The organism is Amycolatopsis tucumanensis (assembly GCF_021654135.1).
GTDB lineage: Bacteria > Actinomycetota > Actinomycetes > Mycobacteriales > Pseudonocardiaceae > Amycolatopsis_E > Amycolatopsis_E tucumanensis.
The window spans coordinates 44371-60676 of record NZ_JAKGSD010000036.1; the positions used below are offsets into that span (position 1 = coordinate 44371).

Genomic DNA, 16306 nt, shown 5'->3' on the forward strand with positions numbered 1-16306 from the left:
CCAGGCCCAGCGGTGGAACGAGGAGGAGGCACCCGTGGCGAACAAGGCCGACCAGGCCTACGACGTGCTGGAACGCATGATCACGTTCCAGGAACTCCCGCCTGGTTCGCTGCTGTCGGAGGCCCGGCTGATGGAACGCACCGGGCTCGGCCGCACGCCGGTGCGCGAGGCGCTGCAACGGCTCGCACGCGAGCGCATGGTGGAGATCCACCCTAGCCAGGGCGTGTTCGTCGCCCCGACGTCGATCGAGGCGCAACTCAAGGTGCTCGAGCTACGCCGTTCCATGGAGGAGCTCGCGGTGCGCCTCGCCGCCCACCGGGCCACGACGGAGCAGCGTGAGCGCATCCTGGCGCTCGCCGAGGTGCTCAGCCAGTTCGACGGCGACGATCCCAGGCGGTTCGGGGAGCTGCTGAAGTCGACCCACACCCTGATCGTCGAGGCCGCGCACAACGAGTACCTGTCGGTGGCGATGGCCCCGCTGCAGGGGCTCTCGCGCCGGTTCTGGTTCGCCCACCTGCGAAACCCGAAGGCGGAACTGGCCGAAGCGGCCGACCTCCACGGGGACATCCTCCGCGCCATCTGCCACGGCGATCAGGCCAAGGCCTCCGAGGCGTCCCTCAAGCTGAACGACTACCTGACCGACTTCACCTACCGGACGCTGCGGGACCAGTGAGTGGCTCCGTCGTGCAGCACTGGGTGTGCCGGACCACTTTCGGACACCGCTCAACGCCTCTGACGCACGTCGGCGTCTGCGAGCGGGTGAGGCAACAGCGAGGAGTTGACGCCGACAGCCGTGCGAGCGCGCACGGCCTTGCCGCTCCCCTGCTCAGGCAAGCAGGCACGGCGCTCTGTCGATGCTCGCTGACGAACGCCGCCTCAGCTGCTGGAGGAGATAGCCACCTCCGGCCGCGTCGTGCCTTCGGAAATGGCAGCCCGACTGGGGGGGGCAGTGAGGTCACGATCCGGGGCGACCCCGACGAGCTCGAACGGCGGGGGCGGGTCAAGCGAACCCGGGGCGGCGCCGTCGCACCCGAAACGCACGCGTCCATCGTCTCGTTCGACGCCCGCATGTCCCTCAACCGCGATGCCAAGCGGCGCATCGCGCAATCGGCGGCCGCCTCCCCTGAAATCCGACCGGGCGGTCATCTTCGACACCGGTTCGACCGTGCACTCCCTGGCCCTGCACATGCCGGACCATGTCACGAACCTGCGGGCCACATACCCCGGACTCGGCATCGCCCAGCACCTGCTGACTGTCGAAGGGGTGCGCACCTTCCTCATGGGCGGCTGAGTGGACGAAGCCCTGGCGGAGACCATCGGCACGCCTCGCGATCAGGGCATCAGCGACCTGCGTGCCCACACGCTCTTCCTCGGCGCCATATCGTCGAAGGTGCTCCCGCTGGACAAGGTCGAGGTGATCATCACCGACTCCGGTATCGACAAGAGCCTGCGGGAGCGGCTCGTTGCCGAGGTCAGCGTGATCGTCCAGGAGAGGCGGCACGACGATGCCGGTGGCCGGCCTCGTCGCGGACGGAGCAGCACCTTTCGGCCGGTGCGGGCAACCCTGGCCGCAGGACGCCCGAGGTCTCGTCGAGAGCGACCACGTCGCTGATCAGCGGAGCGGGTCGCAGGACCCCCGTTCACCCGGCACGATCCGGGCGGCCAGGGTGGCCGCGGCCATACGCCGGTGGGACTCCGGCACGCGGTCAGCAACGCCGCTGCTGTCGTTACTCGCCAGACTGGTCATCGGCCGCTGTCGGCGCGGTCGCCCGCTGTTCGCCTCGTCACGACTGCTGCTGCCTGCGCGGGGAGGCGTTGATTCCCGCAGCCAGCACGATGGTGACCAGTCCCAGCGCCCCGGCCGTCCGAGCGGGGGTGGCATAGCCGAGTCGGTGGGGGCGAAGCTGCCCGTCGCGGTGTGTGCGGGCAGGATCAGGCCGCTGACGGCGCTGCCGAGAGAAGCCGACCGAGCGCACGTCCTGGTTGACGCTCATCGCGGCCGCCGACGCTGGATCGACCTGCCGGCCCCGTGGCCGCCGGGCTGGTGCCGGCACCAGTCCGGCGGTCGTCCACTCTGGACCCCGGGTCAGGACACCAGCGCTGCCAGCTGCTCATCCAGCCAGGGATAGAGCTCCTCGGCCTTCGTGCTCAGCCGGGACTTCAGCTCGCGCGTCGGCTCGTCGGCCAGTACCTCGAGCGCGCCGTTGGCGACTCCGTCGTAGGCCTGGGCGACAACGCTCGCGGCGGTGACCTTCGGGACGTCCCACCCGGCCGTCATCGGGGTGTCGATCATGCCGACGAGCAGGCCGATCACGTGGGTGCCCTGCCCGCGCAACTGCACCCGCAGCGCGTTGGTCGCCGACCACATCGCCGCCTTCGAGGCCGCGTATCCGGTCGGGATGCTGAACCAGGACGCCGCGGACAGGATGTTCAGCAGGGTTCCGCCGCCGTTGGCGCCCAGCACCGGCGCGAAGGCGTTCGCGACGCGGAGCGTGCCGAAGAAGTTCGTTTCGAAGATCCGGCGCAGCTCGTCCTCCGGCCCGGAGATGGAGTCGCCGTCCGGCGCGATTCCGGCGTTGTTGATCACCAGGTCGACGTCGGGGGCGGACGCGACGGCGCGGGCCACGGCGGCGGCGTCGGTGATGTCGAGGGCCAGCGGTTGGACGCGGGAATCCTTCCAGCTCTTCGGCTTGCGCGCCGCGGCGTAGACCTTGCTCGCGCCGCGTTCGAGTGCCTGGGCCACGAACTGTTCGCCGAGCCCGCCGTTCGCGCCCGTCACGAGCACCGTCCGGCCCTGGAGTGACTGGTTCACCTATACTCCTTCATCAAGTGGGGAGTGTCCCCAAATTCAGTATGCGGGGACACTCCCCACTTCCGCAAGGAGGGATGTCATGGCTGACGACGCGAAGGCGCGGCCGCTGCGGGCCGACGCCCGGCGAAACCGCGACGCGATCCTGCTCGCGGCACGCGAGACGTTCGAAACCGAGGGCGTCCTCGCCTCGCTCGACGGCATCGCGGTGAAAGCGGGAGTGGGCAACGCCACGCTCTACCGGAACTTCCCGACGCGGGACGACCTGCTCGCCGCCGTCATGCAGACCAGCATCGAGGACGCCCTGGCCGAATCCGGTGAGCTGGCCCAAACCGCCTCCCCACGCGAAGCGCTCGCCGAATGGCTGGCGCGGCTGACCTGGCAGCTGCGCATCTGGCACGACCTGCCCTCCTGCGTCGCCACCGCGCACAGCGACCCGGCCTCACCGATGACCCACGCGTGCAACCCCCTGCTCGACCGGACACGCGAACTCCTCGACGCGGCGAAGTCCGCCGGCGACGCCGTCGAGGGCGTCACCGCGGAGGAGCTCTATGAGCTGGTCGTGACGCTGTCCTGGGGTGTCGACCGCTTCGGGGACGACGAGCAGACCGCACGCAAGCGAGTCCGGATCGCCACCGCGGGCGTCTTCACCTAGTGGACGAGGTGACCGTGACACACTTCGTCGACCACGAGGTTTGCCAAGGGGATGACGCATGACCGATCGGCCGGCCCGGCGCACGCAGGAGCAACGACGCGCGGAGACCATCCGTCGCGTGCTGGACGCGGCGACGGAGCTCATCGCGCGCAGCGGGTCCCGGGCCGTCACGCTCGCCGAGGTCGGGGAAGCCGCCGGGTACAGCCGCGGCATCGTCTACCACCACTTCGGCAGCAGGGAACGGCTGCTGGAGTCCGTGGTCGACGAGGCGCAGCGGTTCGACGTCCCCGAATACCAGGGCGACGGCCTGGACCACCTGGTGCTGATCATCGAGGCATACCTGCGCAACGTCGTGCGGCGGACACCGTCGGCGCGCGCGTTCCTGCAACTGTGGGGTGAGGCGATCGCGGCCGACCCCGTGCTGGCTCCGCTGTTCGCCCGCCGGGACGCCGACTTCCGGCAGCTACTGGCGAACGTGGTCCGCCAGGGCGTCGCCGATGGGTCCATCCGGTCCGACGCGGACCCGGCCGCGGCCGCCGTGCTGATCGTCGCACTGGTCCGCGGGACAGGGCTGCAACTCATCGCCCAGCCGCCGGTTCGCAACGTCACGGCCATCATCCGGGAAGCGACGCGGTCGGTACGCGCGGCCTTCGCTGTCACGCCCTAACTTCCGGCAGTGGTCTCCGGCGCCGGCCGCTGCTACAGTTACTTGCATACGTACACGCAAGTTAGGAGTGACCATGCCTGCTCCCCTGGTGCTCGTGCACGGCAATCCGGAGAGCCCCGGCGTGTGGGGACCGCTGATCGCCGCGCTCGGCCGGGACGACGCGGTGACGCTGTCCCCACCCGGCTTCGGGATGCCTGCCTCGAACGGCTTCTCCGCCACCGTCGAGGGCTATCGCGAGTGGCTCGCCGCGCGGCTGGAGCAGTTCCGGGAACCCGTCGATCTCGTCGGCCACGACTGGGGCGGCGCGCATGTCGCCCAGATCGCGATGACCCGCCCGGAGCTGATCCGCAGTTGGGCGTCGGACGCGCTCGGCCTGTTCGCCCCGGACTACGTCTGGCACGCGCGGGCCCAGGTGTGGCAACAGGAAGGGGCGGGCGAAGCCTCGGTGAAGGAAATCTTCGGCGGCACGCTGGCGCAGCGTCTGGAGGTGGTCAACGCGCTCGGGATGACCGGTCCGGTCGCGGAACGCGTGGCCGCCGGGATGGACGACGACATGGGGCGGGCGGTGCTGTCGCTCCTGCGGTCGGCCGCCCAGCCGGTGATGGCCGAAGCGGGCCGCGGCCTCGCGAACGCCCGGCAGCGCCCCGGCCTGGCCCTGATCGCCCTCGCGGACGTCGACCAGGCCAGTGGAACGCCCGCACAGCACCGGTTCGCGGCCGAAGCCGCCGGCGCGGAGATCGCCGAACTCGCCGATGTCGGGCACTGGTGGCCGGTGACGCACCCGCAGCCGGTCGCACGCGCCCTGACGGATTTCTGGTCCCGTTTGGACGGTTAGGGCGGCTATCGTCGCGTCGTTGCAGTACCAGCCGGAGCACCCAGCCAACGGGTCAGCGTGGTTTCCAGGCCGTCGGTGTCACCCGCATCCGACGCCCACGCCACGAAACCGTCCGGACGTACCAGCAAACCGCTCAGGCCGCTGCCCTCCGCGCTGCCCCGCACCAACTTCAGACGCGTTCCATACGCCTTCGCCAGGACGGCGAGCACGTCGGTCCCGGCGAAGTCGGCCAGCAGTGCCTGTCCCCCGCGGGCGTGGTGGGCCAGCAGGCTGCCGTCGTCCAGCTGGAGCTTCGGCATCAGCGCGCCGACCAGCGCGTGGCCGCCCCCCAGGTCGTAGCGCTGCCCCAGACCGGAGATCCGCTTCGCGTAGAGCGTCGCGCCATCCCGGGTGCCGAGGAAATCGGTGACCACGGCCCGGAGCGCGCTGCTGTAGGCATCACCGCGCATCGCGGCGACCTGCGCGCGCGTCCAGTCGAGCACCTCGGCGCCGATCGGGTGCCGTTCGCTGACGTAGGTGTCGAGCAGACCCTCCGGCGCCCAGCCCCGCACGGTGGCGGCGAGCTTCCACCCCAGGTTGACCGCGTCGCCGAGCCCCAGGTTCAGGCCCTGGCCGCTGAAGGGCGAATGCACGTGGGCGGCGTCCCCGCACAGCAGGACGCGGCCACGCCGGTAGGTGCTCGCCTGCCGCGCGTGGTCGGTGAAGCGGGTGCCGCCGTCGGCGACGTCGGTCACGTGCACGTCCAGGCCGCTGACCCGCCGCAGGCTGGCGTCCATTTCGGACGCGGTGACCGGGGCTTCCCGGTCCACCGGTGGTCCGTCCAGCTCGACAGTGCGAATCCAGCCCGGCCTCGGCCCGTAGACGTAGAGCCCGGTGGTCGTGTACTGCCACCCCTGCCCCAGCAGCTCCGCCCCATGCACGGTGCCGGTCGCCTGGCGGACCGTGATCGTCGGGTCCGTGCCGGGGAAGTCGAAGCCAGCCTGGCGCCGAACCAGGCTTCGACCGCCGTCGCAGCCGACGAGCCACGCCGCACGCAGGTCGCCGCCACCGCGCAGGTGAACGGTGACACCGTCGTCGTCCGCGTCGAATCCGGTCACGTCGGCGCCACGCCGGATCTCGACGCCCAGCTCCGCCGCGCGCCGGCCAAGGACCCGTTCCACCTCGACCTGCTCGACCGGGAGGTACCAGCCGGGGCCGCGCCCGCGCAGCAGCGGGTCCTGCTCGTCGACCGCGGCCGCCGGGACCTGGATCCCGCCGAAGTGCCCGGCGAAGGGCGCCCGGTTCCGCTCCCCCTGGAACGGCAGCGGCCCGCGTGCCGCTTCGATCGCCGGGAGCAGCCCGCGGCGCTCGAAGATCTCCGCGGAGGCCGTGTTGATCCCCGCGGCCTTGGGCGCGGTGTCCGGCTCGGAACGCCGTTCGACCACCACGACCCGGATCCCCGCCAGTCCCAGTTCCGTGGCCAGCATCAGGCCGACCGGCCCGGCGCCCACCACGAGCACGTCGTAGTCCATGTTCGACCTCCCGTTCCGCTAAGATAGACGAGTCTATCTTAGGGAGGTGTGGAGATGGCCGGACGACGGCGTGGAGCGGAACTGGAGAAGGCGCTCCTCGATGCGGCGTGGGAAGAACTCATGGCCGGCGGCTACGCCGGGTTCACCATGGACGCCGTGGTCCGGCGCGCCGGCACCAGCCCGCCCGTGCTCTACCGCCGCTGGCCCGACCGCGACGCGCTCGTCCGGGCGGCGATCGCGCACACCCTGGAGCGGGCACGGGTGGACGTCCCCGACACCGGAAGCCTGCGGGAGGACGTCCTGACCCTGATGCGCGAGATCAACACCACGCGCGCCCGGCTCATCACCGTGATGAACGCGCAGCTGTCCTCCTACTACCAGGAGACCGGCACCAGCCCCGACCTGCTCACCGCACGGCACGAGAAGGCCACGGACGTCCTGTTCGACCGCGCCGTCCGCCGCGGGGAGATCACCGCGGACCGGTTGAGCGAGCGCATCAAGTCGCTCCCCTTCGACCTGCTGCGCCACGAAATCCTGGTGACCTTCGCCCCGGTGCCCGACCACGTCCTGGAGGAGATCGTCGACACGATCTTCCTCCCCCTCATCGGCCTGTGACGGCTTCACGCCTCCTCGACGAAGACGTGCCTCATCTCCCCGATGCCGTCGATGCGGGTGCGGACGACGTCGCCGGGGGTGAGGTACCTCGGCGGGGTCCGTCCTATCCCCACCCCGGCCGGTGTGCCGGTGAAGATGAGGTCCCCTGGGTGCAACGTGCACACCGCCGAGATCCGCTCGATCAACGCGCCCACCGGGAGGATCATCTGCCCGGTGTGACCGTCTTGGACGAGTTCGTCGTTGACCCAGCACCGCAGCCGCAACGGCGTCGTGAGCTCGTCGAGGGTCACCACCGCGGGCCCGAGCGGGCCGAAGCCGGGGAAGCTCTTGCCGAGCGAGAACTGCGGTGGCGCCCCGCTCATCTGCACGTCCCGATCGCTGAAATCCTGCCCCACGGTGAGCCCGGCGACGTAGTTCCAGGCGTCCGCCTCCGCGACGTTCCGTGCTTCCCGCGCCATGACGACGACGAGTTCCACCTCCCAGTCCACGGAGGGCCCGCTGAGCACGATGCGGCCGTGCGGGCCGGTCAGCGAGTCGGCGAACTTCGTGAACACCGACGGCACGCCACCGGCGCGCAAACCCGTCTCCGCCGCGTGCTCGGCGTAGTTCAGGCCGACGGCGAAGACCTGACGCGGCCGCGGCACCGGCGCACCCAGATCCTCGGGCCGGTACGGCTCGGCGACGTCGGTGCGGGCGGTGGCGGCCCACGCCGCGAACTCCGGCCAGCGGGCGAACAGGTCCGCGGGCTCGGGCCCGAACCGGCCGCCGCTGGCTTTGGCGATGTCGATCGCCGCGCGGTCGCGCAACAGGTGGGCGCGGCCGCGCAGATTTCCGATGCGCATGTGGTTTTTCCCCTCATTCCAGCGGATCGTGTCGCGCCCACGCCGTGCGCAGGAACTCGACGGCGGGATCGACGACGGCCGGCGTCGCGAACACCGGGTCGGCGTGATCGGCCCCGGGCACGACGAGCAGCTCGGACCGGCCGCCCGCCGCCAAGACGACCTCGTGCAACCGGCGGCTCTGGGCCAGGCCGCACCGCCGGTCGCCGGAGCCGTGACTGAGGTGGACGGGCGGCCGGTAGCGGGCCCGGCGTGCGGCGGTCACCACCGAAACCGCGGCGAGCTGGTCCTCGCCCGGCCAGGCCGGAACGTCGAGGAACGTGCGAACCATCTTCGCCAGGGCCTCCCGCTCCTCCACTGTGGACGCATCCGACAGCAACAGCCCGAAATCCGTGACCGGATAGTGCAACACCAGCGCGGACAGCGGCACGTCGTCGGAGAACGCGGCGCGGGCCATCAGGTACGCCCCCGCCGAGCTCCCCCACCCGGCGACGCGGCCGGGGTCCAGCCCGTACTCGCCACCGCGCGCCCGCCCCCAGCGGATCGCCGCCAGCACGTCCTCGACCGGGCCGGGGTGGGCGACCTCGCCGGCCAGCCGGTAACCGACCGACGCGACCGCGATCCCGCGTGCGGGCAGCGTCGCCCACGGCCCCATTTCCTTGCTCCCGCCGACGAAACCGCCACCGTGCGCGTAGACCACGACGGGCAGCGGACCGCCGGCGTCCAGGGGCAGGTGCAGGTCCAGGGTCAGCGGACGCCAGCCGGTCACCGTGGCATACCGGATGTCGAGGTAGGACACCGCTCCGTCGAGCACCCGCACCGGATGTGGCCGCGCCAACCGGGGATCGGCCGGCTCGCCACCGGGCTCCGTCATGCCTGCGGCACCAGGATCGCCCGGCCCCGGATCCGGTTCAGCGCGAGATCGTCGAACGCCTCGGCGGCCGCGTCGAGCGGGTAGCGGCGCGTGTGCAGGTTCACCTTCCCGCTTTCCGCGAGCACCATCAGCTCGACCAGGTCGCGGTAGGTCCCGACCATGTTGCCGACGACGTTCTTCTCGGCCGCCACGGCCGCCACCGTCGGGATCCGCAGTTCCCCGCCGTACCCGACGACGAACAGGGAACCGCCTGCCGCGGTCATGTCCCAGGCGTCGTTCTCCGCGCCCTGCTCGGCGACGAAGTCGAACACGACCTCGGCGCCGCGCCCGCTCGTCACGTCCAGGACCGCGCTCACCTGGTTGCCGTCGGCCCGCACCGTCGTGTCCGCGCCGAGGCGGGCGGCGAGCGCGAGCGCGGCCGGGTCCCGGTCGACCACGACGATCTTCGTCGCCGTCAGGGCGGCGAGGACCTGGATGCCGATGTGGCCCAGTCCCCCGGCCCCTTGGACGACGGCCGTACTGCCGGGTGGCAGCAGCGGAACCGCCTTGCGCACCGCGTGGTAGGCGGTGAGCCCGGCGTCGGCCAGCGCGGCGACGTCGGCCGGGTCGGTGGCGGGGTCGAGCTTGACGCACGCCCGCGCGGTCGTGCGCAGGTACTCGGCCATGCCGCCGTCGTGGTCGGACACCCCGGGGAAGGCGGCCGCGGCGCAGGCCATGTCCCGGCCCTCCCGGCAGGCCAGGCACAGCCCGCACGAGGGCTGCGGGTGCAGGATCACCGCGTCCCCGACCTCGACGTTGCTGACCCCGGCGCCGACCGCCTGCACCCAGCCCGCGTTCTCGTGTCCCAGGGTGTAGGGCAGCCGCGGCGCCATCGCGTCGGCCCACTGCCCCTCGATGATGTGCAGATCGGTCCGGCACACGCCGGCGCCCCCGATCCGCACGATCACGTCCAGCGGTCCGGACAGGACCGGTTCCGGCACCTCCTCGACGATCGGCTGTTTGTGGTAGTCGTGCAGGCGCACGGCTTTCATGCTGTTCCTCCTTGAACGAACGCCTGGCTCAGGCGAGCGGAGCGGGTGTTTCGGCGGCTGTGGTCGTCCGCGCCGTCCGCCGGGGCACGGTGATCACGAAGACCGCGACGGCGGCCGCCACCAGGGGCACGACGAGAAGCCCGAACAGCGAGCGGGGCGACCAGGAGTTGTCCAGAAGCAGCCCGGCCAGCACCGGTGCGGTCAGGGCGCCGATGCGGCCGAACGCCATGGCCCAGCCGACCCCGGTCGCGCGCACCGCCGGGGCGTAGAGACCGGGAGCGATGGCGTTGAGCCCGTTGCCGCTGGCGTTGATGAACATGCCGACCGCGACCGCGGCGATCAACGCGGCGACGGCGGAATCGAGGAACACGCTCATCGCCAGGTACGACAGTCCCGCCGCGAGGAAGCAGGCGATCGTCAGACCGCGCAGCCGCACCTTGAGGGCGATCAAGCCGAACAGCAGGGTGCCCGCGATCCCGCCGAGGTTGAGCAGGAGCCCGGCGTTCATGCCCTGCTGGGCCGAGGAACCACTGTGCTGCAGCAGCAGCGGCGTCCAGCTCGCGGCGAAGTAGAAGCCCGCCATCATCACGAAGTAGGCGATCCACAACAGGACCGTCCGCGCCGCGTCCCGGGTCAGCAACGTCGTCACCCGCACCCGGCGTTCGCCGGGCTCCGGGTCGGGCAGGGTGTCGACGGCGGGCAACCGCATCCGCTCCAGGAGCCGGTTGACCTTCTCCAGCGCCCCGCGGGGACGGCGGCTGATCAGGTAGTCCAGTGATTCCGGCATAGCCGCGGCCACCCCGGCCACCATGACCAGGGTCAGCACAGCACCCACGACGAAGGTGGCGCGCCAGCCGTACTCGGCGACCACGAGCTTCGCGACCGCACCACCGAGCACACCGCCGAGCGGCAGTCCCATCCCGTACAGGGCGATCATCGTGCCGCGCAGCCGCTGCGGCGCGTATTCCGTGATGACCACGGGCAGGCTCGCCACCATGCCGCCGATGCCGAGACCGGTCAGGAGACGGCAGGCCGCGAGCATCTCGAACCCGGTGCTGAGCGCGGCCAGTGCCATCCCGGCGGTGCACACGGTCAGGCAGATCAGCGTGAGTGGTCGCCTGCCGATGCGGTCGGCCAGCGGCGCGAGCACGGCCGAGCCGAGCGCCATCCCCACCAGTCCGCTGCTGAGCAGCACTCCCACCCGGGAATCGGTGAGCCCCCACTCGCCTGCCACGCCGGGAGCCGCGAAGGACATCACGAGGACGTCGAACCCGTCGACGAGGTTGATCACCAGACAGATCGCGATGACCCTGATCTGGAACCGGCTCATCCCCGACCGGTCGATGGAATCCCGCACGGACATGCGCTCACCCCTCCTGCCGGTACGCGGTCGCGTCGATCTCGACCAGCAGGTCCGCCCGCACCAGTCCACCGACGATCAGCAGGGTGTTCGGCGGAAACTGCCCCCGCGGGTAGTGCTCGGCGAAGTACTCTTCGCGGGCCGCGTAGAAGTCGGCGACGTGATCCCGTGACGTGAGGTAGCTGACGAACCGTACGACGTCCCGGAGGGTGGCGCCCTGCGATTCGAGGATGGTGCGCACGTTGTCGTAGGCGCGGATCGTCTGGGTCCGCACGTCGGGGCCGGTCACGGAATTGTCCTCGGCGATTCCGCACTGGCCGGCGACGAACAGCAGCTCGCCCGCGCGCGCCACGTGCGAGTACGCGCTGAACGGCGCCCCGACTCCGGGCGGGTTCGCATAACTCGGTGCGATGGTCATGGTGGTCTCGTCTCCTTCGACTTCGGTCAGGCGGTGGCGTGAGCGAGGGTGCCGCCCGCGAGGACCCGGCCGAGCGCGGCGGACAGCTCGGCCCCCTCCCCCGCCTGGCGGGCGCGCCAGGCCACGTGCCCGTCCGGACGCACGAGCGCCGCGCCCTCCCGGCCGATCGACAGGGGCCCGAGCAGGTGCGGCAGCCGCTTGACCCGCAGCGGGACGACGGCTGAGGCCGCCAGGTCCTGTCCGGCCCGGTCCCAGCCGTCGGCGTCCGGCCCGCAGACGAGCACGAACTCGGTGTCGAACCAGTCGATGCTCGACTCGGTCTTGTTCACATCGAGCCAGAAGTGCGGGAACCGCGCGCCGGGCCGGTCGGTCGGCCAGTAGTACTGCGAGTCGTACGGCGGCACGGGGGAACCGTCGTCGACGACGGCGCCGCGGGTGTAGATGTAGCCCAGCGTGTGGCCGTCGCTGTGCAGCTGCTTGTTCTGGTCGATCAGCAGGTCGCGCCAGCGCTGCGGGTCCTCCTCGCGGCGGCGGAACGCCTCGTCCATCTCGTCGATCCGCGTCTGGTTGCGCACGGCGAAGTCGGTGTTGGACTGCGCGACCGGGCGGCGCTCGGAGTCGTAGGTGTCGAGCAGGACGTCCCCGGCCCGGCCGGACAGCACCATCGCGAGCTTCCACGCCAGGTTGTGCACGTCCTGGACGCCGGAGTTCAGCCCATTGCCTCCCGCGGTGGGGAACCGGTGCGCGGCGTCCCCGGCGAGGAACACCCTGCCCTCGCGGAACCGTTGCGCGACCTGGGCGCTCATCCGCCAGGTCATCACGTTGATGCGCTCGACCTTCAGGTCGGGCATCTCCCACTGCTCCCGCACGTCCTGGATCAGGCGCTCCTCGGACAGCGGCTCCTCGCCCTCCCGCAGCTTCTGCACCGCCAGCCACCGGTCCCCGTCCGGACCGGTGGCCAGGACGTTCACGTCGGGCCTGCTGCGGTCGCGCGGCCGGACCAGGAACCCGATCGCGCTGCGGACGTGCGGCAGGTGCCCGACGTCGGCGCGGTAGTAGTGGTTCGCCATGAGCGCCAGGGTCTCCGGGCCGTCCATCGCGATGCCGGCGGTCTCGCGCACCCGGCTGTTCGCGCCGTCGCACCCGACCAGGTACCGCGCCCGGACGTCGAACTCCTCGCCGTCGGAGGCCCGCCGTACCCGCGCGGTCACCCCGTCGGAGTCCTGGGCGAGGGAAACCAGTTCGGTGGACCGGCGCACCTGCGCCAGCGGCCGGGCGGACAGCGCGTCGTCCAGTGCCTCCTCCACCGCGTCCTGGGGCACGATCGAGCGCGGCGCCGGGGTGTGCAGGCTCGGCGCGGGCTCGGTGTAGGCCACCAACGGCCCGTTCAGGCTTTCACACCAGCAGGCCACGTCCGACTCCTGCGGCAGCCCCGCGCGGCGCACCTGGTCCTCGATCCCCCAGATGCGGAACAGCTCCATGGTCCGCGGATGGCAACCCCGGGCCTTCGGGTGCGTGGTCGTGGCGGGCCGTCGCTCGACGAGCAGGCTCTCCACCCCGAACCGGTCGAGCAGCAGCGCGAGGCTCATCCCGACCGGTCCCCCGCCGACGACGAGCACAGGTACCTCGATCATCAAGAGCGTCCTTTCCGGAAAGAGTGTCAGTCGACGTAGGACACCCGGGGCTTGCACCGGTCGTCCTCGAGTTCGGGCAACAGCACGACGCGCTCCTGCTCGAACGCGTCGGTGCGGGCGGTGACGAACGCCGCGTCCCCGGTCAGGCTCCGGTTGTAGGACACGTGGGGGCAGAACGGCGGGATGTACAGGAAGTCGCCGACGCCCACGATCAGGTCGTGTTCGAGTTCGGCGCCCCAGAAGAAGTGCACGCTGCCCCGCAGGCCGTAGAGCGCCGACTCGTGCTCGAGGTGGTAGTGGACGTTCGACTTCTCCCCCGGCCCCAGTGAGGTCACCAGGAGCGACAGGTGCTTCGAGGGCGTGGTCACCCCGTTCACCCCGAAGAGCGCGTTGACGTCCTGCTTGGCGCGCTGCTCCCGCTCCGGGTGCACCAGGGTGACGTCACCGTCCCATTCGACCTTGAACTCCATGTAACCAGTCCTCCTCGGATCAGCGGCTGTGACGATGGGAAGAACGGTGCGCCGCGGGCCCTGCCCGGGTCGAGGTGGCTGTCCAAAATTTGCACAGCGAAAGGCGTTTTCCGGGCTTTCCCAGCCATAATCGGCGGACGGTGTTCTCGCGGGCACTGAGGAGGAGGCGCGATGAGATCGGTGGAGACCCGGCTGGCTTGGGAGAGTTTCCAGTCCGGCGCGCAGGCCCGGATCCGCCAGGAGATCGTCGCGTCGTGGCGGCGCTCCCGCAGCAACGGCGTCGACCCGGACCGGCTGGACCTGGCGCACGGCGAGATCGACGTGCAGTCCCCGTTCGTCCGCGTCGCGGCGCCGGTGCTGCTCGGCATGGCCGACCTGCTGACCGGCAGCGACACCTCGCTCGCCCTCGCCGATCCGGACGGGATCCTGACGTGGCGCTGGGAGTCCGAACGGACCCTCACCCGGGATCTGGACCGGATCGAGTTCGAGCCCGGCTCCCAGGTCGCCGAGCAGAGCGCCGGCACCAACGGCATCGGGGTCGCCGCGACCACGCGCCGCCCCTCGATCGTGATCGGCGCCGAGCACTACAAGCAACCGTGGCACCCGTGGGCCTGCGTCGCCGCACCGGTGGTCCACCCGATCACCCGGCGCGTCGCGGGCATGGTCAACGTGGCGTGCCACGCCAACGACGCGAACCACCTGCTGCTGGTCGCGGTCCGGGCACTGGTCGACGGGATCACCACCGCGCTGGGCGAGGCCGCGACCTCCCGGCAGCGGCGAATGCTCGACGCGCACCTGTCCTTCCGCTCCGCCTCGGCCGGGCCCGTCGTCACCCTCGACCGCCAGACGATGATCGTCGAGGACGACGCCGCCGAACTGGGCCTGGACCGGCCGACCCTGTGGGCGGCGGTGCTGGAGGCGGGTCCGTCCGCGAGCGAGATCGCGCTCGCGGACGGCCTCCGCGCACGCCTGTGCCCGGTCACCCCGGGCCGGCTCGACGACGGCGTCGTGCTGGTGCTCACGCGCGGCTCCACACCGGGCGGGGCGGCATCCGGCCGGGAGGCCGCGGCCTACGGACCGCTGGAGCGGGCCGAGGTCCGGGTCATCACGGACACCCTCGCCGAGTGCGGGGGTAACAAGTCGGAGGCGGCGGCACGCCTGGGCATCTCCCGCGGCACGCTCTACCAGCGGCTCCGCCGCTACCGGCTGGGGTGAGCCGCGCTCAGCGGTGGAATCGCGTGGTGACGGACAGGTGCTCGCGCTCCACGGTGATCGCGTTGACAGGCGCTTCGGTGTCGGCGTAGCCGAACGAGATGCCGAACAGCAGCTTCCCACCGCTGATGCCGAGGACCTCCCGGACGGTGTCGGCGTAGAAGCTCAGCAGGCCCTGCGGACAGCTCGCCACACCGTGGGCAGTGAGTGCGAGCAGCAGGGTCTGCCCGTACATGCCGACGTCGGCGGCCAGCCGCGCCTCCGCCGTGTCGGGAGCGAACAGCATCGCGACGTGCGGAGCGCCGTAGAACCGCAGGCTCTCGGCGTCGTATGCGGCGCGCTTGTCACGCTCGTCCGGGCCGATGCCGAGCGCGCCGTAGAGCGTGGCGCCGAAGGCGGCGCGGCGTCGCTGGTGCACAGGTGCGTAGATGTCCTCGCTGTAGGGGAAGTCGACCGACGTCCGGCCAGCCCGGTGCGCGGCCACCAGCGCGTCCGCGAGGGCGTCGCGCCGCGCGCCACTGACCACCTCGACTTGCCAGGGCTGCGCATTGGAGTTCGACGGGGCGGCTGCCGCCAAGGAAAACACGTCGTGGAGCGTCGTCTCCGGAACCGGCGTCGGGCGGAACGCCCGGGTCGCCCGGCGGCCACGGATCAGCTGGGCCGCATAACCGGCGAGATCACTCATCACAGGGACTCCTCACTGAAGTAAACGATGACGTTTACTTCAGACGGTAACAGCGACCCACAGCCAAGTAAACGGTCGCGTATACTCTGTGACGTGGCGAACGGAACGACCAGTAGACCGGGACGCGGGGGGCGGGAGCGGGTGCTCGCCGCGGCGAGCAGGCTGTTCGCCGCCCAGGGGATCAACGCGACATCGATGGAGGACGTGGCGGCACAGGCCCCGGTGTCGAAGCGTACGCTGTACGCGCACTTCCCGACGAAGGACGACCTCGTCCTCGCCCAGCTCCGCGCCCTGGTGGAGTCCGGGGACACCCTGCACGCCGTGCTGACCAGGGAGGACATCCCGGCCCGCGAACGGCTGCTGGCGATGTTCGACATCCCCGCCCCCGCGACCGGCCCGGTGCGCGGCTGCCCCTTCCTCGACGCCGCGGCGGAGTTCCCCGACCCTGACAGCGCCGCCCACGCCTACGCGCGCGCACAGAAGCTGCTGATGCTCCGCCTGGTGACCGACCTGGTCACCGAGCTGGGCGTCGCCGAACCCGAGCTACTCGCTGAGCAGCTCGTCACGCTCGCCGACGGGGCCGCGATCCGCGCGATGACCCTCAACGACGCCGGCTACGGCCGCCACGCCCGCGCCGCCGCCGCGACCCTCATCGACCACGCGGAACGCACGCCAGCCGAATAGGCCGCAG

The 16306-nt window shown here is 71.3% G+C and carries 19 protein-coding genes; 9 read left to right on the forward strand and 10 right to left on the reverse strand.

All coding sequences use genetic code 11. The annotated features are described in order from the left end of the window. Positions 1-34: 34 nt before the first annotated feature. The 3 genes from L2C96_RS29365 (at position 35) to L2C96_RS29370 (ending at position 1612) form a co-directional block, all read left to right on the forward strand. Positions 35-673, forward strand: a complete 639-nt coding sequence (locus L2C96_RS29365) for a GntR family transcriptional regulator (RefSeq protein WP_027929409.1) — start codon at positions 35-37, stop codon at positions 671-673. Between the two features lie 492 nt (positions 674-1165). Next, entirely contained in the window at positions 1166-1291 is a 126-nt protein-coding gene (locus tag L2C96_RS44720; RefSeq protein ID WP_267283878.1) for a hypothetical protein, read from the forward strand. Continuing rightward, positions 1292-1612 (forward strand): hypothetical protein, encoded by a 321-nt coding sequence (locus L2C96_RS29370; protein WP_237338486.1) that lies wholly within the window; start codon positions 1292-1294, stop codon positions 1610-1612. A gap of 474 nt (positions 1613-2086) precedes the next feature. Here L2C96_RS29370 and L2C96_RS29375 read toward each other — a convergent pair whose 3' ends face one another. Beyond that, the gene (locus L2C96_RS29375) at positions 2087-2812 is read right to left on the reverse strand and encodes an SDR family oxidoreductase (RefSeq protein ID WP_237338487.1); all 726 of its coding nucleotides are present in this window, start codon (positions 2810-2812) and stop codon (positions 2087-2089) included. 79 nt (positions 2813-2891) lie between these two features. Between L2C96_RS29375 and L2C96_RS29380 the strand changes: the two genes are divergently transcribed. The 3 genes from L2C96_RS29380 to L2C96_RS29390 all read left to right on the forward strand — a co-directional run bounded on the left by L2C96_RS29380 (position 2892) and on the right by L2C96_RS29390 (position 4966). After that, entirely contained in the window at positions 2892-3464 is a 573-nt protein-coding gene (locus tag L2C96_RS29380; protein ID WP_237338488.1) for a TetR/AcrR family transcriptional regulator, read from the forward strand. A 58-nt stretch (positions 3465-3522) separates the two neighbouring features. Further along, a complete protein-coding gene (locus tag L2C96_RS29385) occupies positions 3523-4131 on the forward strand; it encodes a TetR/AcrR family transcriptional regulator (protein WP_027929405.1) in 609 nt (202 codons plus the stop codon). Between the two features lie 73 nt (positions 4132-4204). Further along, positions 4205-4966, forward strand: coding sequence for an alpha/beta fold hydrolase (locus L2C96_RS29390; RefSeq protein WP_237338489.1), 762 nt, complete (start codon positions 4205-4207; stop codon positions 4964-4966). Positions 4967-4971: 5 nt separating this feature from the next. On the opposite strand, the gene L2C96_RS29395 is transcribed toward L2C96_RS29390, so the two are convergent. Beyond that, a complete protein-coding gene (locus L2C96_RS29395; RefSeq protein WP_237338490.1) occupies positions 4972-6477 on the reverse strand; it encodes an FAD-dependent monooxygenase in 1506 nt (501 codons plus the stop codon). Between the two features lie 54 nt (positions 6478-6531). Here L2C96_RS29395 and L2C96_RS29400 point away from each other — a divergent pair, with 54 nt between their 5' ends. Continuing rightward, on the forward strand, positions 6532-7092 hold the full coding sequence (locus L2C96_RS29400; RefSeq protein WP_237338491.1) for a TetR/AcrR family transcriptional regulator: 561 nt from the start codon (positions 6532-6534) through the stop codon (positions 7090-7092). 5 nt (positions 7093-7097) lie between these two features. Here the strand turns inward: L2C96_RS29400 and L2C96_RS29405 are convergent, their stop codons facing one another. Genes L2C96_RS29405 through L2C96_RS29435 form a run of 7 tightly spaced genes read right to left on the reverse strand, consistent with a single transcriptional unit; the run spans position 7098 to position 13718 of the window. Then, positions 7098-7934: a fumarylacetoacetate hydrolase family protein gene (locus tag L2C96_RS29405; protein WP_237338492.1), complete on the reverse strand. Its 837-nt coding sequence runs from the start codon at positions 7932-7934 to the stop codon at positions 7098-7100. Positions 7935-7947: 13 nt separating this feature from the next. Further along, complete coding sequence (locus L2C96_RS29410) at positions 7948-8805, reverse strand: alpha/beta hydrolase (RefSeq protein WP_237338493.1); 858 nt, start codon at positions 8803-8805, stop codon at positions 7948-7950. Then, positions 8802-9836: an NAD(P)-dependent alcohol dehydrogenase gene (locus L2C96_RS29415; protein ID WP_237338494.1), complete on the reverse strand. Its 1035-nt coding sequence runs from the start codon at positions 9834-9836 to the stop codon at positions 8802-8804. Before L2C96_RS29415 ends, L2C96_RS29410 begins: the two co-directional genes overlap by 4 nt. 28 nt (positions 9837-9864) lie before the next feature. Next, positions 9865-11199, reverse strand: coding sequence for an MFS transporter (locus L2C96_RS29420; protein ID WP_237338495.1), 1335 nt, complete (start codon positions 11197-11199; stop codon positions 9865-9867). A gap of 4 nt (positions 11200-11203) precedes the next feature. After that, the gene (locus tag L2C96_RS29425; protein WP_237338496.1) at positions 11204-11614 is read right to left on the reverse strand and encodes a RidA family protein; all 411 of its coding nucleotides are present in this window, start codon (positions 11612-11614) and stop codon (positions 11204-11206) included. A gap of 26 nt (positions 11615-11640) precedes the next feature. Then, a complete protein-coding gene (locus L2C96_RS29430; RefSeq protein ID WP_237338497.1) occupies positions 11641-13248 on the reverse strand; it encodes an FAD-dependent monooxygenase in 1608 nt (535 codons plus the stop codon). A 26-nt stretch (positions 13249-13274) separates the two neighbouring features. Continuing rightward, positions 13275-13718: a cupin domain-containing protein gene (locus L2C96_RS29435; RefSeq protein ID WP_020417246.1), complete on the reverse strand. Its 444-nt coding sequence runs from the start codon at positions 13716-13718 to the stop codon at positions 13275-13277. Positions 13719-13889: 171 nt separating this feature from the next. Here L2C96_RS29435 and L2C96_RS29440 point away from each other — a divergent pair, with 171 nt between their 5' ends. Beyond that, complete coding sequence (locus tag L2C96_RS29440) at positions 13890-14933, forward strand: helix-turn-helix domain-containing protein (protein ID WP_237338498.1); 1044 nt, start codon at positions 13890-13892, stop codon at positions 14931-14933. A 7-nt stretch (positions 14934-14940) separates the two neighbouring features. Here the strand turns inward: L2C96_RS29440 and L2C96_RS29445 are convergent, their stop codons facing one another. Then, positions 14941-15615, reverse strand: a complete 675-nt coding sequence (locus tag L2C96_RS29445) for a nitroreductase family protein (protein WP_237338499.1) — start codon at positions 15613-15615, stop codon at positions 14941-14943. Positions 15616-15708: 93 nt separating this feature from the next. On the opposite strand from L2C96_RS29445, the gene L2C96_RS29450 reads away from it, so the two are divergent. After that, the gene (locus L2C96_RS29450) at positions 15709-16299 is read left to right on the forward strand and encodes a TetR/AcrR family transcriptional regulator (protein WP_237338500.1); all 591 of its coding nucleotides are present in this window, start codon (positions 15709-15711) and stop codon (positions 16297-16299) included. The last annotated feature ends 7 nt before the right edge of the window (positions 16300-16306 follow it).

What these genes read in the sequence shown, in the direction of transcription:
- L2C96_RS29380 (WP_237338488.1), top strand. Translation starts at nt 2,892, where the DNA reads ATGGCTGACGACGCGAAGGCGCGGCCGCTGCGGGCCGACGCCCGGCGA.
- L2C96_RS29385 (WP_027929405.1), top strand. Translation starts at nt 3,523, where the DNA reads ATGACCGATCGGCCGGCCCGGCGCACGCAGGAGCAACGACGCGCGGAG.
- L2C96_RS29390 (WP_237338489.1), top strand. Translation starts at nt 4,205, where the DNA reads ATGCCTGCTCCCCTGGTGCTCGTGCACGGCAATCCGGAGAGCCCCGGC.
- L2C96_RS29395 (WP_237338490.1), bottom strand. Translation starts at nt 6,477, where the DNA reads ATGGACTACGACGTGCTCGTGGTGGGCGCCGGGCCGGTCGGCCTGATG.
- L2C96_RS29400 (WP_237338491.1), top strand. Translation starts at nt 6,532, where the DNA reads ATGGCCGGACGACGGCGTGGAGCGGAACTGGAGAAGGCGCTCCTCGAT.
- L2C96_RS29405 (WP_237338492.1), bottom strand. Translation starts at nt 7,934, where the DNA reads ATGCGCATCGGAAATCTGCGCGGCCGCGCCCACCTGTTGCGCGACCGC.
- L2C96_RS29410 (WP_237338493.1), bottom strand. Translation starts at nt 8,805, where the DNA reads ATGACGGAGCCCGGTGGCGAGCCGGCCGATCCCCGGTTGGCGCGGCCA.
- L2C96_RS29415 (WP_237338494.1), bottom strand. Translation starts at nt 9,836, where the DNA reads ATGAAAGCCGTGCGCCTGCACGACTACCACAAACAGCCGATCGTCGAG.
- L2C96_RS29420 (WP_237338495.1), bottom strand. Translation starts at nt 11,199, where the DNA reads ATGTCCGTGCGGGATTCCATCGACCGGTCGGGGATGAGCCGGTTCCAG.
- L2C96_RS29425 (WP_237338496.1), bottom strand. Translation starts at nt 11,614, where the DNA reads ATGACCATCGCACCGAGTTATGCGAACCCGCCCGGAGTCGGGGCGCCG.
- L2C96_RS29430 (WP_237338497.1), bottom strand. Translation starts at nt 13,248, where the DNA reads ATGATCGAGGTACCTGTGCTCGTCGTCGGCGGGGGACCGGTCGGGATG.
- L2C96_RS29435 (WP_020417246.1), bottom strand. Translation starts at nt 13,718, where the DNA reads ATGGAGTTCAAGGTCGAATGGGACGGTGACGTCACCCTGGTGCACCCG.
- L2C96_RS29440 (WP_237338498.1), top strand. Translation starts at nt 13,890, where the DNA reads ATGAGATCGGTGGAGACCCGGCTGGCTTGGGAGAGTTTCCAGTCCGGC.
- L2C96_RS29445 (WP_237338499.1), bottom strand. Translation starts at nt 15,615, where the DNA reads ATGAGTGATCTCGCCGGTTATGCGGCCCAGCTGATCCGTGGCCGCCGG.